Raw genomic sequence first — 21,430 nt, forward strand, 5'->3', positions numbered from 1 at the left:
ACGGGTCTGTTGCGACAGAATGCAGGGCAAAGGCGACGCTTCGGAGCAGGCCCAGCATTTATTCAGGTACGATGATTGAGGCGGAGGAGGTATGCCATCTACTGTGGTTGCACATTTCAGCTATTTGCCGGAGCACGCGGTGCTTCGGGTCAGGTATGTTTCCGGAAAGGTATACGACTACCTGCAGGTACCCCTGCATGTGTATGAGGAAATGAAGCAGGCTTTCAGCAAGGGTACGTATCTCAACAAAAATATCAAGGGTAAATATGATTACCGCGAGGTGAAATAACTACCGGTACACCTTTATCAGGTGTGACCTCAGGGAATCGGCCACCGGCTGCTCCTTTCCACTGGGCAGCAGTGTGATCACCCTGGACGGCTGCACCGGCATATGACAGTTCACACATTGCTGCTGTAATGCTGCCGGCGGCAGTGCCTTATTGGTACAGAACCTGTCAGTGGCGGGCTGGTGGCAGCTCAGGCACTGATTATTATAGGCCTGCAGGTTGTTGCGATTAACCGCGTGTGCGTCGTGACAGGTGTTACAGGTAAGCTGGTTCGACTCCCGGTAGCATTTACTGGCAGTCAGCAGTTGGTACTGGTTACCATGCACGTCGTTGGATTGCCTTTCGCTGGCGGTGGCCAGGTAATCGGCCATGATGTAGTCGGACAGCTTATCCCCCGGCTTAAATTCAAACAGGGAGCGTTGCGGCGTTTTAAGGCCTGAGTGGCATACCGCGCACATATCCACTTGTTGCTGACGGGTGAGGTTACCGGTGCGGGTGATGTGCTGTGCTGTTTTCTCCTGCGGATGCCGTGTATGAAAATCGGCATGTTCCTTAGCGGGGCCGTGGCAACGTTCGCAGTTGATCCCGTACATCACTTCATTTTCGGCAAACTTTTCCACACGCTGCATGCCTTCGTAGGTGGTTGTTACGTTTACATAAGAGCTGTGGCAGGAAAAGCAGGTGGCAGGCACCAGTCGGTTGAAATACGGATGGGTGGCGGGAAAACCGGGACTATTTGCCCAGCTGTGCACCTGCGTAAAATAGGATATAGGTAGCTGGTAGTATTTATTTTCTTTAAAAGAGAGATAGGTTTGCGCCTTTCGTCCCTGCCCAATCGTAACGGCGAAGCGGCCTTTCTCCTGCGGTGAGCCATGTTGATAAGCCGTCTGGTAAAGCCCTGACGTATCACTTTCCATCCGAACGGTAACATCTCCCGGAAAATTAAAAACATTGGAAGGCGCCAGAAAGCTGCCAAGGACGGAGTGTTTATCCGCGATGGTGCTGGCAAAGTGATGTGCCGACGTCCGGTGCGCATCAAATGCTGAGCGGTGGCAGCTTTTACAGGATTCATCCCCGGCGTAAACAGGGCCGCGCGGATCGGTTTTGGTACCAACACATTGTGACAGTATGATCACTACCACCACTAAAAAAGTAATCAGACAAAACGATCGCTTTAGCATAACGGGAAAAATATCGATGCGAAAGATACAATTATTGACCTTAACTTTTTCGCGCTACGGGCGGGTTGGCAACAAAAGATATTACATCTTTCTATAAAAATTGTTAATTATATAGACACAATAGATAACTATAAATACCCGATGCCTTATATTTGTTGTAGATGAAATTATTACTCATAGAAGACGAACCTGCTGTAGTATCTGTGATTACCCGGGGCTTAACGGAAGCCGGGTATGAGGTAAGCGTAGCGCCTGACGGCGCCAGCGGGTTACGTATGGCTTTGGACAACCCCATATTTTCCCTGATCATACTAGACGTAATGTTGCCTGCACTCAATGGTATTGAGGTATGTAAGGCCATACGCAGGGAGGAAATTGCTACCCCGATATTAATGCTCACTGCTCTTGGCACCACGGAAAATATAGTGATGGGATTGGATAGTGGTGCCGACGATTACCTGGTGAAACCTTTTAAGCTCCAGGAACTGGAAGCTAGGATCCGCAGTTTGCTCCGCCGCAAGAGCGGCATTGCGGCGCCGGTAGTTTCTACGACAGTGTTGCAGATGGCGAATTTATCCCTGAACACCGACACTAAATCAGCCACCAGAGCGGGCTACGACATACAACTCACGGCCACGGAATACCGGCTGCTGGAATACCTGCTTCGCAACCCGAGGAAGGTATTGTCGCGCATGGAGATTTTGGAGCAGGTATGGGGCATTGATTTTAACATGAACACCAAAGTGGTGGATGTATATATCAACTATCTCCGCAAAAAATTAAATAAAAACGGACAGTCCGAGTTAATACAAACCGTTACCGGGCTGGGTTACATGCTAAAGGATAACAACCTGGATGAAGATACGCCATAAGATATTGCTTGCTTTCGCAGGACTTACTATATCCACCATTGTGATAATGGGCGGGCTGGTATACTTTTTTGCCAACCAGCATTCCTTTGAGGATTTTTACAAGCGCCTGGAAATACGTGCTTACCTGGCGGCGAAAGCGACTTTACCTTATTATGAATCCGACGCCGACATCTATAATGAAATCCGCGAAGAGCACCTGGAAAAGCTGCCTGCGGAGAAAGAATATTTTCTGAAGGTGGATAGTACCGGGCATGTGCAAATGCATACGGATTTAAATCTGCCCCCCAGTTTTTACCAGACGGTGCTCACCCAGCATCTGGCTACACACCGCCAGGGCAACCGTTTCTACGAGGGGGTGCTGTACAAGTCCAAGCAGGGGCTGTATGTGGTAATTGTGAGTGCCATCAACCAGTACAGCGAGGATTACATGGCCTGGCTGCAAAGGATTCTGTTGATTTGTTTCCTAATATCTTCTGTTATACTGATTGGAGTAGGGGCATTTTTTAGCCGCCTAACGTTGCAGCCTATACGCCATATCATGAACCAGGTGAAGAGTATCAGCTCCCGCAACCTGCATTTAAGGCTGAATATGGACAATAGCGGGGACGAGCTGAATGAACTTGCCGGTACGTTTAATAACATGCTGGATCGCCTGGAAACGGCATTTGAAACGCAGAATAACTTTGTGAGCAATGCTTCGCATGAGCTGAGCACCCCGCTTACGGCTATTATTGGGGAGGCAGAGCTGGCGCTGAGTAAGGACAGGAGCCCTGAAACCTATAAAAAGGCTATGGAAAGCATTCTGACTGAGGCTGGCAGGCTGGAGCATATTACTAAAAGTCTCCTGCACCTTGCGCAGACGGGCTTTGACGGAATGAAACCCCAGTGGCAGGCCGTTCGCACGGATGAGCTATTATTTACCGTAAAGGATACGATCGATAAGCTGATCCCTGGCAGCCAGGTAAATATCGATTATAGCCTGTTCCCGGAAGAGGAGGAAAAGCTGACCGTAAAGGGGAATGAACAGTTGCTGGAACTGGCTTTGAGCAACATTGTAATGAATGCCTGTAAGTATTCTAATAATAAGCCGGTATCTATTGCTCTGGCGGCAACGGACAAAAAGGTGATTATTATTGTAAAGGACCAGGGTATTGGCATTCCGCAACAGGACATTCCATATATATTTTCTCCGTTTTTCCGGGCCTCTAACACCGGTGAATTTAAGGGTTACGGCATTGGTTTACCGCTGGCGATGAATATTATCCGGATGCACAAGGGCGACATCATTGTACAGAGCCAGGTAAACACCGGAACCGAGATCAGGGTGGAGTTACCGCTGTAACCTGACCGTTTCTTACCGTTTTCTTACCACATTCTTACCACCTTTTAACCCCTCTCTTACCACGTTCTAACTGTGCGGTCATAGTTTTGTATCATAAATACAACAGCTATGAAAAATGTACTTATTCCTACTGACTTTTCCATACGTTCTCTTGGTTATGTACACAACGTAGTATCGCAGTACCCGGACGAGTTGGTGAATGTCATATTCATGCATGCGTTACGTATGCCTGATTCCATTTTTGATTTGGTGACTTTCACCCGTAACAGCAGGCATATTGAATTGATCACGGCTGATTTCAAGGATGGTTGTGAGATTATCCGCAATAAATATGCGTCCAGTATTCACCAACTAAAAGTTGAATTTTTCCATGGAGATACAGGTGTTGCATTTAAAAACTTCTGCCTGGCCAACAACATTGACGTGATTGTGGAGCCATCAGACCTGGAGTATAATGCACCGAGTAAGCGTAGTTATAATCCCGGAAAGCTGATAAAAAAAGCGAAACTGCCTAAGCTGGCAGCCACTTTACCGGGAAGCAGAAAGGTGGTAGTAAAAGCGACCATTTCATCGTTGTTGCTGACATCAGAATAATTTTAAAACAGTGTTTTATGCTGCTAAGAAAGAATATCCCTTTCGGTTATGTATTTGGGAAGATAAAGTATGAGATTTTGGTGGTAGCGATTTACAGCATGGCTATAAACATTGCATACTACCAATACAATCTTAAGAATATAAGCATACCCATTGCGGTACCGATGATACTGGGAACAGTGTTATCCTTGCTGCTGGCCTTCCGTAGCAACCAGGGTTACGACCGCTGGTGGGAAGCGCGAACCATATGGGGTGCGATAGTAAATGATTCACGTTCTCTGTCCAGACAGGTATTAACACTAACAGCAACGGCCTATCCATCAGAAGAGTTAGAGCATTTCAGAGAACGTTTTATAAAGCGGCAGGCAGCCTGGACGCACAGTCTTGGTCAGTCGTTACGCAAAACCGATCCATTAAAGGGTTTGGAGCGGTTGTTAACGCGCAGGGAATTGAACTATGTGATGAAGTATGATAATGTGCCGGCTGCGCTGTTGCTTTTACACGGTAAAGACATCAAGCTGGCGTTGGAAAATGAGTGGATCAACAGTTACCAGCAGGTAGCTTTGGATGCTACGCTTACCAAGCTTTGTGATTCGATGGGAAAATGTGAACGTATTAAGAACACGGTATTTCCTGCTACCTACAGCTTATACACGCACTTTACGGTGTTATTTTTCATCCTGTTGTTACCTTTTGCCCTGATTGATTCTTTAGGGTTCATGGAGATTCCGCTGGTAGTAGCCATTTCAGCTTCATTCTTACTGATTGAGCGTATGGGTATCAGCTTACAGGATCCATTTGAAGGTAAACCAACGGACACGCCAATGACTACGATTGCCCGTACGATTGAGCGTGACCTGCGCCAGATGCTCCACGAGCAAACGCAGGAGGAGCCGCAGGAAGAAGTACTTGCAGAACGACCAACTTACTATGTATTATAGCCAGACAATTTGTGCAAGGCAACAAATTATAGCGTTAAATAGCGACCCCGGTTTTCACCGGGGTCTGTTTATTTTAGGACTATTTGAAAAATCATTTGGATATTTAAAATATTTAATCCTATATTTGCAACCCCAACGGAAAGGATCGGTAGTTCAGTTGGTTAGAATGCCGCCCTGTCACGGCGGAGGTCGCGGGTTCGAGTCCCGTCCGGTCCGCAAAAAGCCTTGTGAGTTTCACAAGGCTTTTTTTATTGTAAGAATAGTTGGTAATGGGTAAACCAAATTGCATTCTCCTCACTTAAGATTTGCTCCAATCATTTTTTGCAGCGCTCCAATTTTCACAATAAACCTTGAAAAATCATCCATTGCTGCCTGTTTTGAGGTAGCAATTACTTCATAAATTCCTGTGCCGGAAGTAAAGGTATATTCGGAATAGGCACATACGGGTAGTCTCTGGTTGCCGTTAAAACGCCGGTCGGGGCCACCATCTTTATTAACGAATTGCCAGGTATAATCCACTACCCTGGCATCATGCGGCAAAGGCTCTGATTCGACAAAATTTGTGATGCGGCCAGTTATCTGTAGATTCTTATAAAACACCGCAGCAAAAGTATTTCCCCGTTTCATCAATAATCGCTCAGGTAAGAAATACAGGTCCATATGTTGCAGGGAAATACACGGAATGGAAACATTAGTGATAAAATAAGGGATGGGCATTTTATTGGCTGATAATTCTTTTACCTCAACACGTTTGATTAACTTCCCCGCTCCTGCGTTTCGTTTATAGTCAATATTGCCCTGAGCATTCAGGTACTGCCACACCCTTGAGGATTGGCAGAAGCTGGCGAAATGCGCCTGAAATTGCTGATACACCTGCTGGTACCGCTCGTCCATATCATAGTGTAATTCCATTTGAAATCTTTGTTTGTCCTTTTTCCGCGACCAAATAACGACGGGGACAAAACACAGTAAGCCAAGCGTGGCGATGTACGAAAGGTAGCGGTGAATCAGCTGCCACTCTTCCACTTTCACTTCCGCTGTGGTGAGGTGAACCAGTTCTGCCAGTTCCCGGCTGACATACCCTGCGGAATCCGCCACTGCTACTTTAATCCACTTATTACTGGTATCACTCAGCAGGATGAACTTATCATCGTACACCGATGTGAATAATATTTTAGCTTTCACATCCGGCTCCTGCCTGATGTTGGCACCTTTGGGTGCAAAAATCCTTACGATTACACTTTCTGTTGCAGGCCGTATTATTTTGTCACGTTTTCCGAAGGAATAATACAACAGGAATAATGGCAGTACCAGCAATAACCACACTGTCCATTTTGTATACGACACGAGCGAACTTTTCTCATTCAGCTCAGTGATGAAAGCCTGCGAGTCTGTATCCGACAGGTTTTCCACTGCTGCAGAAGTAATATTTATGCCTGACTGGACAGGTAAAACTTCGGTTGGTGGAGCAGGTTGCCGGGAAACGGGCCCCGACAATCTTTGCCGGTAACTTATGCCGTGCGCACTCAAATTGACAAAGGTACCCCTGGGACCAACATTCACGCGGGCACCCTTTACGCCTACTGAATAACTAATCCCACTTTTTGAAAAATTCATTCTGAAAGGTCCGGCGCTGATTGATTTACGGTAAGACCAACCCATAAAAAACAGTTTTGAATATTAGTAGTTCAGGATCGATGCTGAACCGGATTGGAAGCGCACCAGATTTGAGAACAGTGCTTTTTCATTACCGTTCATGGTACGCTTCCTGCTAATTTTATCCGGTTCTGACAATTGCTAAGCACTGCTTAAAATACCCGGGAGAATGGCGGAAAGGAGGTATAATCATCAATTTCTGCTATTGTCGATTACAAGCAGGAGAACATATTTTACACCCATCAGCAGTTGGATATAATTTGCGTGCGGCATTAACTGCTTCCGCGCAATGATAATACTCACCCAGTCTAATCCTGTTTTGAGAGAGCGGGAGCTTTTGGCATGTTTCCACATGCACTTCATTATCCCCGGTTACAGCTTGCCGAACCGTGGATACATAGTAGGTCTGTTTCATCGCCTTGAAATTTTTTCATTAAAATTAAACAAGGCATAACGGTGAAACTTACGGGAAACCGTAATTCGGAATATTATTGCGAATGTTTTGGGATAACTGGGAAGATGGAGCGCTAAATGCGCCGATAGCATGTGTTAACCCACTTCCCTTACTTCTACTACAGTATCGGCATCGATGACCGTAACAAGGCTGGCATCTCCGGTTTGGTTATATTCCTTTAAATTTACCTCTTCAACAAAAGCAAAGTGATTATTTGTAACCGATGCAGGATCATCTGCCAATGTATGAATAATCTTTCCGACGATTGGCTGTTTTCCCCGATAAAAGAAAACTCTCACCATTACGTCAGGAGGAAATGTGGACTTCCTGAACTGATCTGCAATCAACCGTTCATTTGTACCTAATAATCGAACTTTACTATCATAATAGGATAGGTATTGTTGTTTTGCGGCAGCGCTTAGAAATGATTTTTCCACCATTTGATGTACTGCTGACTTTTCAGCTAAAAGTGTAGCAATAATTCTGTTAGCTCTGACAGGTTGTATTCCCATTCTTTTTGCAAGCTCTCTGAAATGAACCTGCCCATACCTGCCTTCACGCGCGTAAAACTCATTATCCGTATCTCCCTTGTAAAGTCCCAATGCAGTTTCTACTCCACCGGGAGTATGCAACTCAGTACACATCAGATCATATGCACTGGAGAGTATATTATCACCCATAGGGGATTCGATAAATGAAAAGTTCTTTAAATGGGCGTCATCATTTGAAAAGATGTAATTGAACAGCACCTGTTTGAAAAATGCTTCCAATGCAGGAACAGGCGCTGCTGCATACCGGGTTATCAGTGCTCCTACTTCTTCATAGGTACCATCATATTTAAAATTCTCGCCCTGCCCCTGCCTGGTTCTACCGCTGGCCTGGGCCATATCTTCCTGCAAATACTTCCCTCCTGTTGGCTTAATATCAAATCTACGGGTTAGGTAGGCAGGAGAACCATCCTTAAAAAAAATCAATGCGTTGTCTGCTGTATCCATACCAAACAACTGCGCGGCTATTTGCATCGTTAAATGCTCGTTTTCGGGTGCCTGATCTTTGTTTAAAATATGGTCCGCATTAGGCACAGGCTTAAGAATATATTGTCCTGCTGATTCTGTTAATTTAAGCACAGTTCCATCCAGTATAAGAGAATATTTCAATTGCACACCTGAAATGGAAAGCTTTTTAGTAAGGTGTTGGTACTCCCTGTAATTATTTTCTTTAGGAGGATCGAAGTTAAGGACATGAGATACCTTCCTGCCGCCAAAAAGTTTTTTGCGACAACTAACACAATACCCATCCATGGGGTCCTTATTGGGTTTATAACATCCAGGGCACATAACTGATTCCCCTAATTTTCTGTTATTTCATTAATTGTAATAGCTCCGATAGTATCTACATTGGCCGTCTTCAATAAACGGGTAAAATCATCATTTTCATCAATTTTCAACAAACGGCATTGAATGCTTTTATTGATTCCTTCCGCTAAGAGGCCAGCGAAAAAGGAAAAAAGCAGTGGACTAAAATGCTCCTTTTGCTTCTTAGGTAACGTTACGCTGATGGAAGGCAGGGCCACATTTTCCATATACGCATCATCATATGTAAATCGATAATCTTCGGAACTCCTCTTTTCCAGTATTCCGGCCAGTATATTATTATAGTACACTTCTCCTTTTTGCATCTATACAGGTTATTCTTTGTGAATAATATTCACCGTTACATCCATACCTAATGCTAAAAGCAGTTTTCGCAGGGTTTGAAACGAGGGATTGCCAATACCCTGTTCAATTTGCCGAATCGTTCTAACCCCCACTCCACTTATCTCGGCAAGATCTTCCTGTCGCAGCCGAAATAAGGCTCTTCTTTCCTGGAGCTTATGCCCAATTTCTCCTATATCCATCGGCATTATAATACTGTTACAGTATTAAATTTAAGAAATTTTGGCATCAAAAATGAAAAATCGGCATTATAATACCGAAAATTATTAAAAAACAGGTGTAGTAAAGCGAGAACAGTTCCCCGATACTTATACGGCATGCGGTATTCAGTACTTCTACGCGTATTACCCGAATTCCATGGAAAAAATTTGCCGGAATTTGTTTAATAATTAACTTAGATTCACTCAAAACAATAAGAAATTACAGCATATCATGCTGAAACCCCAAAAGAATAATAATCTGTAACCCCTGAATTACGACAATCATGGATATACCCCTTTTCCCGAAAGTTCGGATGAATGCCTGTTCGCGTGAGCAAGTTTCTATAACGCCAGGAATCACTGGTAATAAAATTCACTGCCATGGAGCATCAAACTAAATCTGATAAAAACACGGTGCCCATAGCCAATGCAAATTTTGTTGAAAAAAGCAGCACCACTCCTTTTTTCGTTCCATCGGCTATTCAGCCTAAGCTCAGGGTTAGCCCACCCGACGATCCGCTCGAAAAGGAAGCAGATGCAGTGGCGGACAGGGTAACGGCAATGCCTGATGTTAGCCGTAGTCAGCTGCCTCCCTTCTTCACACCTGCAGCCAACGCGCTGCAAAGAAAATGTGCGCATTGTGAGGAAGAAGAAATGATGCAAAAAGGTGAAGACGGAGATGCCATGCCGGTAAGCCGAAAAGAGAAGACAGGAGAGGTAACTGCCGGAGATAATATAGCAGCTGCATTACAGCAAACAAAGGGTAGTGGCGCACCTTTGCCGGAAAATACCCGCGCACATATGGAAAATGCCATTGGTGCAGATTTCAGCAATGTGAAAATCCACACTGGCACCACCGCGGTGCAATTAAGTGAACAACTAAATGCCCACGCATTTACCTACGGCAACGATATCTATTTTAACCAGGGCACCTATAGCCCCGGCAGCCAACAAGGCGATAAACTACTGGCCCACGAGTTAACACATGTGGTGCAGCAAAACAGTGGCATTCAGAAAAAAATCCAACGGCAAAAAAAACGGGATCCGGAATATATACCGTTCCAGGTAAAAGTACCGCAGGACTATACTACCCTGGAACAAATGTACCGGCTCTTTGAACGCGTTACTTACGGCAAGGAAATGAATCTCTCGTGGACATGTGGAAGTTATTGCGACATGAGCAAAAACAGGGGACAGATCGTACCTTTTTTGCTGCATAAGGCTAAACTGGATAAGGCAAAAGGAGAACAGGCCGAAAAAGAAAAACAACTAAAAGAAGATTTTAAAGCATTACCGGGCGACAGCCAGCAAAAGGTAAATGCCGAAGCAGATAAAAGATATTACGAGATTTCCGGAGAGCATACCAAGATAAAACCAGGAGAAAAGGGTAAGGCAAGAACGTGGGAAAACATGCGCAATGAAGTGCTGGAGGAAAAAAAGAAGCTGGAAGAACTACCTAAAGAAATAAGGGCGCTGATGGGAGGCGAAGGCACCTTCAAACCCGGTGATTACCAACAACTGCAGCGTATTGCCGATAAGCTGAAACAATTTTCACCGGAAGACCTGGCTGTTTATAAAATGCTGACATTACGCGCTACGGATGATCTCCAGCTTTTTGAAAAGTCCGTAGATATGTTCCTGGCCCGCAAAGCCCAGTTAATTGCGGCCATGAAGGAGCAGCAGACAGCGCCCAAACAGAGCGGCCCTGCCAACATGCAGGAAGCTATGGACAGTGCGCTGAAAGACCTGGGTGGAAAGGATATCCGCACTATGTCGGAATCAGAAAGGTATGACCTCGCCGCTAAAAAAGCCTGGGATGTTACAAAAGCGCAACTCGAATACATGAAGGACCATCCCGGTGAAACCGCAGTGGATTTTGCCAAAGCAGCTACCCTGCAAAACACCGGTGATACCTTTAATGGCATTGGGAAAGATTTGCAGGAAGCGGCCAGTGGTGACGCTAATACCTGGGCCAGATGGGCAGGAGGTGTAGGCGCCGGCGCCAAACTTTCCGGCTGGATGCTGGCAGTAGGCGGTGTTTTGTATGTATTATCCTGGCTCACTGGCGTGGGAGAACTGGCCACCATTGCTGCATTCATGGGATACATGCTGGCGGGCACCGTGGTGCTTTCTACTGTGGAATCACAGTTACGCATAAAAGCTGCATCACAGGCCACCACGGAAGAAGAATTTAAGGAGCAGGTAAAGAAGGCCGGCGCTGCGCTCACAAACGTTATAATGGCCGTAGGCCTGCTGGCACTGGCATTAGCAATACGATTTATAGCAAAAACCTACTTCCCTCAAACCGTTGCTAAAATCAACGGCGCACTTACAAAATTCAGACGGCAGGTACAGGCAGGCATCAATCTGAACAAGGTAAAAGCTGAGTTTCAAACCGAATTAACCGGACATCGGGAGAACCTGGTAAAAGCAAGGGAAGCAGCTAAGGAAAATGCACTGAAGTCAGCGGACGAAATTGAAAAAATGGACACGGACAAGTTCATTGACAAACTGGAAAGTGGTGACAGTGACTTCTTTGACCTTTCGTCAGTAAAAGATGGGCAGAAAATACCCTGGAAAGAAATGGCAAAAACGCCGGAAGGAAGAAAAGCCATTGAGGGCTATAGGGCTAAGCTGGTGGAGCAATTGCGGTCAACCGTGTTGAAAGAGATTAATGCAACAGTAAAAGAGCAACTGGACGCAATAGATGCCATGATGAAGGAAATATTGCAGGCTAACGCTGCGAAGGATTTGCTAAAAGCCGCAGACGGATACGAAAAATTCATGAGTGCAGAAGAGGTGGCCGCCCGTGGTGCAGCGCGAGAAAAGAAAATGCGGGAGGATAAAGCAGCTGAAGCCTTAAAGGAATTTGAATTACTGCTCAAGATCGAGAAAATAAAGCCCGAACTCTTAAAATATGATCCGATCCGCAAATACCTGGAAGCAAATCCAAATATCCTCAGGAGCTTCGCCGAACACCCGGAAGCAATTCCTGTACTGGAAGAAGTAATGAATGAATTAAAAACTCTCGGCGCGGAAAAAGTAGTGGAAAAATACAATGGCAGAGACCTTAGAGAAGTTACACCTTTAACGGAGGAACAACGCAAATTAAGCGGGGAATTTGAAAAAGAGGTGAAAGCGATCAACCAGACCAAACCTCGCCAGCAGACTGCTGACCTGGATAAAATGTATGCAGATGCTGAGGCTGCCACAACGGAGTTAAGCAAAGTAATGGACGAAATACTGAGTGACCCGAAAGTAAGTAAAACAGGAGGCCGGAAAGAGATGCGCCCAGGCCTGAAAGGAAGGGAAAGGGCCGAACAAAAAGTCAGGGATGAATATGGCGGCGACGCATCCTGGCTGGTAGACATTGCAGGTGGTAAAATTGTCTTTACCACCCTGGAAGGTATTTACCAGGCATTGGCGGTGATAAAAAGCAAATTTGGCAGCAGGATCATTAAGGTTAAAGACCGTTTTGCCGATCCCCAACAAAGTGGCTACCGTGATGTACTCATGAGTATTAAAATGTCCAATGGCCATATAGTAGAATTGCGATTACACTTGGAACAGATAGATAAAGTAGCTAGTTTCGAGCATCCGATTTATGAAGTGAAGCGGGTGGTTGCGCCGGATGCAGCCAGGGCTGCAGGCCAGTTAACGCCGGAACAACACGCCATCGCCTTGTCCATAGAAGCCAGGGTAAATGCGATTTTTGGTAAAGCCATAAAAGAAGTGACCGCTAAACCAGCTGAACCTATAAAAGAATAACTTATGAATGATCCACAGAACAACGCTGATGTACCCAAATATTTTATAGTCGGCAATCGCACCGTGCAGTTGCTGCCCCTTGCAAATGGCGGTATAGAGATACTCAAGCTGGATTGGGATACTGGCAGGTTTGTGCCGGGAGAAGATTACCTACCCAAAGTAATGTTTGGAAAGGATGAAGTGGAGCGGGTGTCGGAAGATGAATTTATCCAGCAAACGGAACGAATGCGCCGGGAGTTGTTCAAAGGCGATAATACAGTATTTACACTCTACCAGTTGCTGGATACAATAGAAGCAACCGCCAAACAGGAAGAACGACTGTTAACAGCAGAGGAACTGGGTATGATAGCGCTTACCCAACGTAAGACCTATGCGTTGTTTGATAAAGAGTGCCGTTTTAATGAGAACTATTTTAAGAAATAAGTGGCCATTAAAAACCCCGGCAGAAACACGTTCCTGCCGGGGTTTACTCCCATATGAAATCCTAGTCTTTTAATCCAAGATATTCCTTCACGGCAGCATAGTTATTCCAGTCAATCACGGATCTTGCACGCACACCACCCGGTACTAATACATAGCGGTACTGTAAGTACTTCACACCATTTCTATCCACCTGCGTGCTGACATTCGCATTCGAATAAAGACTGATCGTATTAACATAGGCTGTTACTTCAATACTGAGGCCACTGAAAGCACTGAAGTATGGCAGCGCTATAAGGGAAGGATCATTAGGTGCATCACCATTGAGGTAAACTTTTACCAATCCGGTATTCAGAATACTTAATGTCAGTTTAGGTGCATTGATCAGGGCACCGTAACCAATCGTATCAATACCACCGCCGGCGGTATGAATAGTATCAGCCTGGAAAGCCACATCCAGCCAGGAAGAATAAATAACATTGGCCACACCGGTATCACCCTTAGGACCTGACGGACCAGCAGGACCAGGCGCACCATTCTGGCCATTGGCACCCGCTGCACCAGCAGGGCCAGCAGGACCTTCTTTACTACAGGAAGAAACGAACAAAGCAGTAGCGCCCGCCACCAGGCACAACAAGAGCAATCGGGATATTTTTTTCATACAGTTAGAATTTGGGATATGAAAGTTTATAATTCGCAACAGGGACTAATAACATCTTTGGTTGAAAGGGTTAAAACCAATTGAAAATAGTAATTGTTTCTCTTATATTTTAAAATTCCTTCAACTTTTTGATATACGGCTTTTCCCTGTGGCACTCTTTCTGTATTCCTAACGGTTATGATAACCATTGAACAGATATCAGATCCCGTGGCCGTAGCTAAGTCGGTAAAGCTCCGCTATGTGAAGTCGGATACGCCTGGCATCACCCGGGTACGGAGCGGCAGCAGCTTCCGGTACCTCGATCCGCAGGGCAACCCCGTTACCGACGAGGCTACGCTGGAGCGTATACGTAAACTCGTGCTGCCTCCTGCCTGGGAAAACGTGTGGATCTGCACCTGGCCCAACGGCCATCTCCAAGCTACCGGAACAGATACCAAAGGCCGTAAACAATACCGCTACCACAACGCCTGGGCCGAAGTAAGAAACGAAACCAAGTACTTCCGACTCCTGCAGTTTGGGGAAAACCTGCCGGCTATCCGTAAAAAAGTAGAACAAGACCTCCGCCTTACCGGCCTGCCCAAAGAGAAAGTCATCGCCATAGCACTCATGGTAATGGAAGAAACCCAGATCCGCGTAGGCAACACCGGTTATGAAAAGCTCTATGGCTCACACGGTCTCACCACCCTACGCAACAAGCACGTGAAAATTACCGGCAGCAGGGCTTTCTTTCAATTCAAAGGAAAAAAAGGAGTAGAACACAAAATAGAACTACGGGATGCCGCCCTGGCACGACTACTCAAAAAAGTACAGGATATACCGGGGCAAAGCCTTTTCCAGTATTATGGAGAAGATGGAACCCACCACCACCTGGACTCCGGGGAGGTGAACGATTATATCAAGGCCTGTTGTTCCGCGCAGGACTTTACCTGTAAGGACTTTCGGACCTGGGCAGGCACCGTCCATGCCTTTAACCTCCTGGCAGACCTGGAACCCTACGAAACTATCACCGCCTGCCGTAAAAATATTGTGACAATTATAGACAGTGTTGCCAACAAACTGGGGAATACCCGCGCCGTTTGTAAAAAATATTATGTCCACCCGCTGCTGCTCTCCCAATACGAAGAAGGTACCCTCGCCCCCTGGCTGAAAAAACTGAAAGCACAACGGAACAAACCCAGCAACAATGGACTCCATTCCGATGAGAAAGTATTAATGCAATACCTTCGTGAGATATCCTCACTAAAATAAAAAGAGCTGCCCTTTTGACTGAGGTGCAGCTCTCTTACTATTCAGGTTGACCCATTTTTACGCTTCACTGTATTTACCTTTGTTCATCACAAAGAATACGGTTACCAATATCATTACCAACGGATAGGATACCTCCGCAAAAGGAGCGCCGCTGGCCACTTTCAGAATAGCAGCCATGATCATGGTAAATAACAGGGCTACCGATAACGGACGTACGAAGAAACCTGTGATCAATGCCAGGCCACCCAGCAGCTCCGCCAATGTAGCCAGCAATCCCCAGAATAAAGGCCAGAAGGAAATGCCTACGAACTTCATGGTACCGCCTAAAAACTCCCATACCTGCGGACCGCCAATCAACTTCATTACGCCGAAAATGGTAAAAAATACCCCAATGCCTATACGAAAAATTAAAAATGCCAATTTGTTATTGCTACCCATACTTTTTGTTTGTTTAAAATTATAATGCAAATCTACAGCGGCTACGTTATTTCGCAGATGGACTAAAATCATTATGTATTGGACTTTTTTTCCTGCCGGCTGAAAGAATATTTTTTTGCAACATGGTTGCATTTTAGTATTTTTGCCGGAAAGCAACATTTACGCCATGCAACAGATTCATTACGACGCTATTATCATAGGCGGAAGCTATGCCGGCCTCTCAGCCGCCATGGCACTGGCAAGATCAAAGAAAGAGGTATTGGTGATCGACAGCGGTAAGCCCGCCAACAGGTTCACACCGCATTCGCACAACGTCATCACACTGGATGGTACTAAACCAGCGGACATCAACGCCAAAGCAAAACAGCAGGTAATGGCCTATCCTTCTGTCACATTTGTTACCGACCTGGCCACCCACGCAGCACGCACGCCAAACGGGTTTAACATCTCCACAAAAAATAACCAGCAGTACCTGGGCAAAAAACTGGTGCTCGCCACCGGTTGGAAAGATGAAATGCCAGATATACCGGGATTTGCCGAATGCTGGGGCATCAGTGTACTCCACTGCCCCTACTGCCATGGATATGAAGTGAAAGATCAGCCTACCGGCATCATCGCCAGCGGAGAAATCGGATACGATTTTGTAAAACTCATCAGCAACTGGACCAATCAACTCACCGTATTTGCCAACGGCCCGCATCTCTTCAATGATGAACAACTGGCCAAACTGCAACAACACGGCATACCCGTGATAACCACCGCTATTACAGCCATGATCCACGATGCCGGAAAACTAAAAAAAGTAATGCTGGCCGACGATACAACACATACCATCACCGCACTATATGCACGCCCGGCCATGGTGCAGCAAAGCGAAATACCGCAGCAACTGGAATTGGAAATTACAGAACAAGGCATCCTCAAAACTGATATGATGCAACGTACGTCCGCACCAGGCGTTTATGCCTGCGGCGACATCACCACCATGGGCCGATCCGTTGCCAACGCTATCGCCAGCGGCAGCGTAGCCGGCGCCATGCTCAACAAAGAACTGATAGCAGACACCTGGTAATCAAAAATCAAAAAAGAAGAAAACGAGTGCAGCCCACTCCTTCTTCACGCCGGAAGCATAACCGATGGTACTGTACGATTTATTCAGGACACGCCCGTCATCCCTGATGTAGCCAATTGTGCTGTAACTGCTGTTCTGTACAGTACCGTCGTCTTTTACATATCCAACAGTAGAATAACTACCATCCTGAATCCTGCCATCCTTTGCATACCCTATGGTTTGATAATGCGCATTCTGCACCGTACCACTGCTGCTGATTTTGCCCACCATCGTGTAACTGCTGTTTTTGATAGTACCATCACAGCTGATGGTGTATTTGGTGGTGTAGTCGCCCGACTTGATCGTTTGCGCGTTCACCACACCTGCGCAGGTTGCCAGAATAAGGATCAGGATAAACTTTTTCATGAGTATATTTGAGACATTGTTTACCTAAGTTAACATTTTTATGGACCTCAATCTGCTCAGAAGAGATACACCGGGATGTAGCAACGTCATCCACCTCAATAATGCCGGGGCTTCGCTGATACCCCAACCCGTACTGCATGCCATGCAAGATTATCTAGTCCAGGAAACTGACTTCGGCGGATATGAAACAGCAGATAAATACGCACCGGCCATCACCACTTTTTATGATCAGGCTGCTACCCTGCTCAACACCCGAAGCAGCAACATCGCATACACTACCAGCGCCACAGATGCCTATAATCTTGCACTGTCCTCCGTACCATTCAAACCCGGCGACGTAGTACTGCTTTCTGAAAACGATTATCCTTCCAACTTCATCACCTTACTTTCTTTGCAAAAGCGGTTTGGGGTACGCCTGGAACTGGTAAAAAACACCGCTTCCGGAGAAATTGACCTGGAAGACCTGGAAAATAAAATTAAACAACACCGCCCCGTGCTGGTATCCGTTACGCATGTACCTACCAGCTCAGGCCTGGTACAGCCCGCAGCGGCCATTGGCGACATCACCTCCCGGCTGGACACGTTGTACCTGCTGGATGCATGTCAGTCGCTCGGACAATTGCCCGTGGATGCGCTAACCATCAAAGCAGATTTCATCAGTGGTACCCTGCGTAAATTTTTGCGGGGACCAAGAGGTGCAGGCATGCTCTATGTATCTGATAAAGCACTGCATGCCGGACTGGAACCGCTGATGCCGGATATGCGTGGTGCGGACTGGACTTCCACCTTTACCTATCAGGCGCGTCAGGATGCTAAAAGGTTTGAATTATGGGAGAAGAATTACATGTCCGTTATCGGTAGCGCCACGGCACTGAAATATGCTAACGACATCGGAATACAAGCCATAGCGAATCGCAATGAAATACTGTGCGGGTTCCTCCGCAAAGAGCTCGCCGCCGTACCCGGCGTACAGCTAATGGACAGAGGCGCACACCCTTGCAGTATCGTCACCTTTGCGGTGCAGGGCCGTCAGGAAACAGGCGCAAAACAATACTTCCGCGATAAAGGAATCAACCTGCACACCACCAACAGACAATCAGCGATCATCGACTTCCAGGAAAAAGGGGTGGACTGGGTGTTGCGTGTATCGCCGCATTATTACAATGAAGAACAGGAGCTGGAAAGATTGATAGAAGTGCTGCGGGAATGGTAATACCTACTTTTTGTTGGCGCGCCACCAGCCCATGATGGCTTCCATGCGCTCTTCGGTACTGACATCTCCCCTTAACTGCAATACAGGCGTTGTTTGCCGGGCCATCCAGGCTTCATGGGCTTCCAGTGTTCTGCCGATACCCGTATTGTTATCATATCCGGCGGCCCATGCAAGAAAGGTCTGAAACTTTTCCTGCATGGCCGCATCGGTATCCAGCAAGGCGCCGTAACGTTCATATTCCCGTTGTTTCACGCGTTGCATCCTTACCTCCGCTGGCAACCATAAAAAAACGATCAGGTCAAACGGAGGAAAAATATCATCTCCCCAATTAATAACTGAACCACCTAATACCCACGATGGCACCGCTGCCAACTCACGGGATATCATCGCATTGCGTTCAGCAGGCGCCCGCCGCTCCGAATACGGTAACACGGTGGCCTCCCAGAAATAAAGATCACTGTCGAAATAAGGAACATCAAGATAGTTTGCCATGGCCTTTCCCAGCGTAGTTACACCTGTGCCGGCAGCGCCGAAAATATGGAGTTTCATACTGTAAAAATGCGTATTTATGCGGAAGCTGAAGTCCACCCTTTGAAATTTCCCTAAAAAGGCGGAACTTACTGTTATTGTTCGACCCCACATGACCCCGAAATTAATGTAACCTCAAATAAATCCTTATGTCAAGAAGTAAAATCATCGCAGTAGCTGCCGCAGAAAAAGGCAATACTGAAACTCCCCCTGGGAGCAATAAAACCAAGTATGGTAAATGGTACGGCCTGGACGGATACGCCTGGTGCGCCATATTTGTTAGCTACGTTTATGATAAAGCCGGGCACCCGCTCGAGGCTATCGACAGCCCCAAAGGCTACCAGGGCTGCCAGTCTGGCTACAATTACTGGAAAAGAAATAATCGGCTTGTAACCTCCCCCCAGGAAGGTGATATTGTATTATACGACTGGTCAGGTAAAGGCATCTGCAACCATACCGGCATCTTCGTAAAATGGCTCAATGCCGAACGTACCAGCTTCCAGGCCTGGGAAGGCAATACCGCTACCGGTAACGACAGCGACGGGGGCAACGTAATGCTGCGTACCCGCAATAAAAGCTCCGTGAGAGCCTTTGTAAAACCATTTGCGCTGGACAAGGAACCCGACATTCCGGCACCGGTTTATCTCCTGAAAAAAGGTGACCGCGGCAGCGAAGTAATCACCCTGCAAAAACTACTGTTCGACCTGAAATACAACATTACCGTAGATGGTATCTTCGGCGATGAAACCAAAAACATCATCGAACAGTTTCAGCAAAAAAATAAACTGGCAGTAACAGGGAAAGTGGATACGCAACTAATCGGCCTGCTGCAGGAAGCTGCAGTGAAGCCACCGGTAAGCGATACCAAAATCACAACGGGATCGTATATACGTAAAGGTGATAGCGGTGAAGTGGTTTTACTCATCCAGCAGGCGCTGAATAAAAAAGGTGCTAATCCTGCTATTGCCGCCAGTGGCGTGTTTGAAGCTACTACCTTTGCGGCGGTGAAATTATTCCAGCAGAAAAATGGATTGGATGCGGATGGGGTTGTAGGGCCTAAAACGTTTAAAGCGCTTGGACTTACCAACGTTTAAATATTGAATAAAGTTGCCCACCTGCGGTGGGCAACTTTATTCAAACCTTGCAGGCACCAAAGGTGCCTGCAAGGTTTGAAAACTATTTAATTCGCTTCCGCATATTTCTTGAAATTATCCAGGATCGCCTGCCAGCCACCCTGCTGCATCTCCACCGGATTTTGCGACTCCGCTTCAAACTGCGTAGTAACCGTGGTTCCATTGCCCGCCGGTACAAACGTTACTTTCACTTTACGGCCATCACCAAGCACGTAAGCGATTTCTTTTTCCTGGTCCACCGTAGTATACTCTCCGCCAAAATCGAAGGAGAAGCTGCCATCTTTTGCAGCCATAGTGTATTTAAACTGGCCGCCTACACGAAGATCATTTTCTGCATGTGGTGTATGCCAGTCTTCCGATGCATTGTTCCAGTTTACAACATGCGCAGGAGTGTTGTAGAGTTCCCAAACTTTTGCTGCAGGAGCGTTAACGATGCTTTGTACAGTAATAACGGTATTCATATGACTTAATTTTTCAGTATTGACGTGTGGTTGTTTACAATGCAAACTTACCCCGTTTTTCCGGTTGATAGCGTGGCTGTGCACGACATTCACCGGGTGAATTCCGACAAAAATTAAATAAATATTGCCGATATTAGCAAAAAGACCAGCACCATGCTAACAGAACCTGATGCCGTCGCTGAGCAGGAAAAATTACGACAGCAAATCATTACTGAAAACCGATTCCGGCAACCTATCCGCTATATTGCCGGCGCTGATGTGGAATACGATAAGGATACCAATCTTATTGCCGGCGCCATCGCCGTTTTACATTACGACACACTGGAACTGGCCGCAGTTGCCACACATGTAATGGAGGTTACCTTTCCATATATACCGGGCCTCTTCTCCTTCAGGGAAATGCCGCCCTTACTGGCCGCCTGGGAAAAACTAACACTGAAACCTGATCTGATCATCTGCGATGGTCACGGCATAGCTCACCCGCGCCGTTTTGGGCTGGCTTCACACCTGGGGACTATACTTGACCTACCAACGATTGGCTGTGGAAAAACGAGGCTGTATGGCACCTTTGCGGAGCCAGGTGCCAGAAGAGGCAGCATATCGCCACTACTGGCAGAAGATGATCAGCAGGTTATTGGCAACGCGCTCCGTACACAGGATAATATTAATCCGGTATTTGTATCCACCGGTCATAAAGTATCGCTGGATACTGCCACTGCTATTGTGTTAGAAATGGCGCGACTATACCGGCTCCCGGAAACTACCCGTATTGCAGATCACCATGGTCGCCTGGCGATGGAAGCATATAAAGAAAAAAATCCGCTGTGAGGCGGATTTTTTT

The 21,430-nt window shown here is 46.5% G+C and carries 22 protein-coding genes and 1 tRNA gene; 13 read left to right on the top strand and 10 right to left on the bottom strand.

Annotated features, from left to right (window positions below; genetic code table 11):
- Positions 1-91 precede the first annotated feature (91 nt).
- Complete coding sequence (locus tag BUB18_RS01465; protein ID WP_073077319.1) at positions 92-289, top strand: KTSC domain-containing protein; 198 nt, start codon at positions 92-94, stop codon at positions 287-289.
- Here BUB18_RS01465 and BUB18_RS01470 read toward each other — a convergent pair whose 3' ends face one another.
- Positions 290-1,468 carry a multiheme c-type cytochrome gene (locus tag BUB18_RS01470; RefSeq protein WP_143159790.1) on the bottom strand — a complete coding sequence of 393 codons (1,179 nt, stop codon included), beginning with the start codon at positions 1,466-1,468 and terminating at the stop codon, positions 290-292.
- Positions 1,469-1,629: 161 nt separating this feature from the next.
- Here BUB18_RS01470 and BUB18_RS01475 point away from each other — a divergent pair, with 161 nt between their 5' ends.
- The 5 genes from BUB18_RS01475 to BUB18_RS01495 all read left to right on the top strand — a co-directional run bounded on the left by BUB18_RS01475 (position 1,630) and on the right by BUB18_RS01495 (position 5,433).
- On the top strand, positions 1,630-2,340 hold the full coding sequence (locus tag BUB18_RS01475; protein WP_073077332.1) for a response regulator transcription factor: 711 nt from the start codon (positions 1,630-1,632) through the stop codon (positions 2,338-2,340).
- On the top strand, positions 2,324-3,682 hold the full coding sequence (locus tag BUB18_RS01480; protein WP_073077333.1) for a sensor histidine kinase: 1,359 nt from the start codon (positions 2,324-2,326) through the stop codon (positions 3,680-3,682). The genes BUB18_RS01475 and BUB18_RS01480 overlap by 17 nt, the downstream gene beginning before the upstream one ends.
- Before the next feature lie 108 nt (positions 3,683-3,790).
- A complete protein-coding gene (locus tag BUB18_RS01485) occupies positions 3,791-4,276 on the top strand; it encodes a hypothetical protein (RefSeq protein ID WP_073077335.1) in 486 nt (161 codons plus the stop codon).
- Between the two features lie 17 nt (positions 4,277-4,293).
- Positions 4,294-5,217: a bestrophin family protein gene (locus BUB18_RS01490; protein ID WP_073077337.1), complete on the top strand. Its 924-nt coding sequence runs from the start codon at positions 4,294-4,296 to the stop codon at positions 5,215-5,217.
- Positions 5,218-5,359: 142 nt separating this feature from the next.
- A tRNA-Asp gene (locus BUB18_RS01495) sits at positions 5,360-5,433 on the top strand.
- Between the two features lie 78 nt (positions 5,434-5,511).
- Here the strand turns inward: BUB18_RS01495 and BUB18_RS01500 are convergent.
- From BUB18_RS01500 to BUB18_RS01520, 4 genes are all read right to left on the bottom strand, one after another.
- On the bottom strand, positions 5,512-6,879 hold the full coding sequence (locus tag BUB18_RS01500) for a DUF4236 domain-containing protein (protein ID WP_073077338.1): 1,368 nt from the start codon (positions 6,877-6,879) through the stop codon (positions 5,512-5,514).
- 543 nt (positions 6,880-7,422) lie between these two features.
- Positions 7,423-8,628: a HipA domain-containing protein gene (locus BUB18_RS01510; protein WP_073077341.1), complete on the bottom strand. Its 1,206-nt coding sequence runs from the start codon at positions 8,626-8,628 to the stop codon at positions 7,423-7,425.
- Between the two features lie 47 nt (positions 8,629-8,675).
- Positions 8,676-9,005: a HipA N-terminal domain-containing protein gene (locus tag BUB18_RS01515; RefSeq protein ID WP_073077343.1), complete on the bottom strand. Its 330-nt coding sequence runs from the start codon at positions 9,003-9,005 to the stop codon at positions 8,676-8,678.
- A 9-nt stretch (positions 9,006-9,014) separates the two neighbouring features.
- Positions 9,015-9,224 carry a helix-turn-helix domain-containing protein gene (locus BUB18_RS01520; RefSeq protein WP_073078364.1) on the bottom strand — a complete coding sequence of 70 codons (210 nt, stop codon included), beginning with the start codon at positions 9,222-9,224 and terminating at the stop codon, positions 9,015-9,017.
- Positions 9,225-9,623: 399 nt separating this feature from the next.
- Here BUB18_RS01520 and BUB18_RS01525 point away from each other — a divergent pair, with 399 nt between their 5' ends.
- Entirely contained in the window at positions 9,624-13,010 is a 3,387-nt protein-coding gene (locus tag BUB18_RS01525; protein ID WP_073077344.1) for an eCIS core domain-containing protein, read from the top strand.
- Between the two features lie 3 nt (positions 13,011-13,013).
- Positions 13,014-13,433 (top strand): hypothetical protein, encoded by a 420-nt coding sequence (locus tag BUB18_RS01530; RefSeq protein WP_073077346.1) that lies wholly within the window; start codon positions 13,014-13,016, stop codon positions 13,431-13,433.
- Between the two features lie 61 nt (positions 13,434-13,494).
- Here the strand turns inward: BUB18_RS01530 and BUB18_RS01535 are convergent, their stop codons facing one another.
- The gene (locus BUB18_RS01535; RefSeq protein WP_143159791.1) at positions 13,495-14,091 is read right to left on the bottom strand and encodes a hypothetical protein; all 597 of its coding nucleotides are present in this window, start codon (positions 14,089-14,091) and stop codon (positions 13,495-13,497) included.
- A 177-nt stretch (positions 14,092-14,268) separates the two neighbouring features.
- Between BUB18_RS01535 and BUB18_RS01545 the strand changes: the two genes are divergently transcribed.
- The gene (locus BUB18_RS01545) at positions 14,269-15,339 is read left to right on the top strand and encodes a DNA topoisomerase IB (RefSeq protein WP_073077352.1); all 1,071 of its coding nucleotides are present in this window, start codon (positions 14,269-14,271) and stop codon (positions 15,337-15,339) included.
- Positions 15,340-15,396: 57 nt separating this feature from the next.
- On the opposite strand, the gene BUB18_RS01550 is transcribed toward BUB18_RS01545, so the two are convergent.
- Complete coding sequence (locus tag BUB18_RS01550) at positions 15,397-15,777, bottom strand: DoxX family membrane protein (protein WP_073078366.1); 381 nt, start codon at positions 15,775-15,777, stop codon at positions 15,397-15,399.
- 166 nt (positions 15,778-15,943) lie between these two features.
- On the opposite strand from BUB18_RS01550, the gene BUB18_RS01555 reads away from it, so the two are divergent.
- Positions 15,944-16,849, top strand: a complete 906-nt coding sequence (locus BUB18_RS01555; RefSeq protein ID WP_073078368.1) for an NAD(P)/FAD-dependent oxidoreductase — start codon at positions 15,944-15,946, stop codon at positions 16,847-16,849.
- Here the strand turns inward: BUB18_RS01555 and BUB18_RS01560 are convergent, their stop codons facing one another.
- Positions 16,850-17,254 (bottom strand): 5-fold beta-flower protein, encoded by a 405-nt coding sequence (locus tag BUB18_RS01560; protein ID WP_073077354.1) that lies wholly within the window; start codon positions 17,252-17,254, stop codon positions 16,850-16,852.
- 40 nt (positions 17,255-17,294) lie between these two features.
- On the opposite strand from BUB18_RS01560, the gene BUB18_RS01565 reads away from it, so the two are divergent.
- A complete protein-coding gene (locus tag BUB18_RS01565) occupies positions 17,295-18,467 on the top strand; it encodes an aminotransferase class V-fold PLP-dependent enzyme (protein ID WP_073077356.1) in 1,173 nt (390 codons plus the stop codon).
- A gap of 3 nt (positions 18,468-18,470) precedes the next feature.
- On the opposite strand, the gene BUB18_RS01570 is transcribed toward BUB18_RS01565, so the two are convergent.
- Positions 18,471-19,016 carry a P-loop NTPase family protein gene (locus BUB18_RS01570; RefSeq protein WP_073078370.1) on the bottom strand — a complete coding sequence of 182 codons (546 nt, stop codon included), beginning with the start codon at positions 19,014-19,016 and terminating at the stop codon, positions 18,471-18,473.
- Between the two features lie 128 nt (positions 19,017-19,144).
- Here BUB18_RS01570 and BUB18_RS01575 point away from each other — a divergent pair, with 128 nt between their 5' ends.
- The gene (locus BUB18_RS01575; protein ID WP_073077358.1) at positions 19,145-20,089 is read left to right on the top strand and encodes a C40 family peptidase; all 945 of its coding nucleotides are present in this window, start codon (positions 19,145-19,147) and stop codon (positions 20,087-20,089) included.
- A gap of 86 nt (positions 20,090-20,175) precedes the next feature.
- Here BUB18_RS01575 and BUB18_RS01580 read toward each other — a convergent pair whose 3' ends face one another.
- Complete coding sequence (locus tag BUB18_RS01580) at positions 20,176-20,589, bottom strand: SRPBCC family protein (RefSeq protein ID WP_073077360.1); 414 nt, start codon at positions 20,587-20,589, stop codon at positions 20,176-20,178.
- 153 nt (positions 20,590-20,742) lie between these two features.
- Here BUB18_RS01580 and nfi point away from each other — a divergent pair, with 153 nt between their 5' ends.
- Entirely contained in the window at positions 20,743-21,417 is a 675-nt protein-coding gene (nfi, locus tag BUB18_RS01585; protein ID WP_073077362.1) for a deoxyribonuclease V, read from the top strand.
- Positions 21,418-21,430: the final 13 nt, after the last annotated feature.

The organism is Chitinophaga jiangningensis, from assembly GCF_900142605.1.
Classification (GTDB): Bacteria; Bacteroidota; Bacteroidia; order Chitinophagales; family Chitinophagaceae; genus Chitinophaga; species Chitinophaga jiangningensis.

Bases quoted from the DNA above. Each gene is read 5' to 3' on its own strand.
- BUB18_RS01510 (WP_073077341.1), bottom strand. From the start codon at position 8,628: ATGGATGGGTATTGTGTTAGTTGTCGCAAAAAACTTTTTGGCGGCAGG.
- BUB18_RS01480 (WP_073077333.1), top strand. From the start codon at position 2,324: ATGAAGATACGCCATAAGATATTGCTTGCTTTCGCAGGACTTACTATA.
- BUB18_RS01565 (WP_073077356.1), top strand. From the start codon at position 17,295: ATGGACCTCAATCTGCTCAGAAGAGATACACCGGGATGTAGCAACGTC.
- BUB18_RS01525 (WP_073077344.1), top strand. From the start codon at position 9,624: ATGGAGCATCAAACTAAATCTGATAAAAACACGGTGCCCATAGCCAAT.
- BUB18_RS01500 (WP_073077338.1), bottom strand. From the start codon at position 6,879: ATGGGTTGGTCTTACCGTAAATCAATCAGCGCCGGACCTTTCAGAATG.
- BUB18_RS01470 (WP_143159790.1), bottom strand. From the start codon at position 1,468: ATGCTAAAGCGATCGTTTTGTCTGATTACTTTTTTAGTGGTGGTAGTG.
- BUB18_RS01465 (WP_073077319.1), top strand. From the start codon at position 92: ATGCCATCTACTGTGGTTGCACATTTCAGCTATTTGCCGGAGCACGCG.
- BUB18_RS01515 (WP_073077343.1), bottom strand. From the start codon at position 9,005: ATGCAAAAAGGAGAAGTGTACTATAATAATATACTGGCCGGAATACTG.
- BUB18_RS01520 (WP_073078364.1), bottom strand. From the start codon at position 9,224: ATGGATATAGGAGAAATTGGGCATAAGCTCCAGGAAAGAAGAGCCTTA.
- BUB18_RS01490 (WP_073077337.1), top strand. From the start codon at position 4,294: ATGCTGCTAAGAAAGAATATCCCTTTCGGTTATGTATTTGGGAAGATA.
- BUB18_RS01550 (WP_073078366.1), bottom strand. From the start codon at position 15,777: ATGGGTAGCAATAACAAATTGGCATTTTTAATTTTTCGTATAGGCATT.
- BUB18_RS01535 (WP_143159791.1), bottom strand. From the start codon at position 14,091: ATGAAAAAAATATCCCGATTGCTCTTGTTGTGCCTGGTGGCGGGCGCT.
- BUB18_RS01580 (WP_073077360.1), bottom strand. From the start codon at position 20,589: ATGAATACCGTTATTACTGTACAAAGCATCGTTAACGCTCCTGCAGCA.
- BUB18_RS01485 (WP_073077335.1), top strand. From the start codon at position 3,791: ATGAAAAATGTACTTATTCCTACTGACTTTTCCATACGTTCTCTTGGT.
- BUB18_RS01555 (WP_073078368.1), top strand. From the start codon at position 15,944: ATGCAACAGATTCATTACGACGCTATTATCATAGGCGGAAGCTATGCC.
- BUB18_RS01570 (WP_073078370.1), bottom strand. From the start codon at position 19,016: ATGAAACTCCATATTTTCGGCGCTGCCGGCACAGGTGTAACTACGCTG.
- nfi (WP_073077362.1), top strand. From the start codon at position 20,743: ATGCTAACAGAACCTGATGCCGTCGCTGAGCAGGAAAAATTACGACAG.
- BUB18_RS01575 (WP_073077358.1), top strand. From the start codon at position 19,145: ATGTCAAGAAGTAAAATCATCGCAGTAGCTGCCGCAGAAAAAGGCAAT.
- BUB18_RS01545 (WP_073077352.1), top strand. From the start codon at position 14,269: ATGATAACCATTGAACAGATATCAGATCCCGTGGCCGTAGCTAAGTCG.
- BUB18_RS01530 (WP_073077346.1), top strand. From the start codon at position 13,014: ATGAATGATCCACAGAACAACGCTGATGTACCCAAATATTTTATAGTC.
- BUB18_RS01475 (WP_073077332.1), top strand. From the start codon at position 1,630: ATGAAATTATTACTCATAGAAGACGAACCTGCTGTAGTATCTGTGATT.
- BUB18_RS01560 (WP_073077354.1), bottom strand. From the start codon at position 17,254: ATGAAAAAGTTTATCCTGATCCTTATTCTGGCAACCTGCGCAGGTGTG.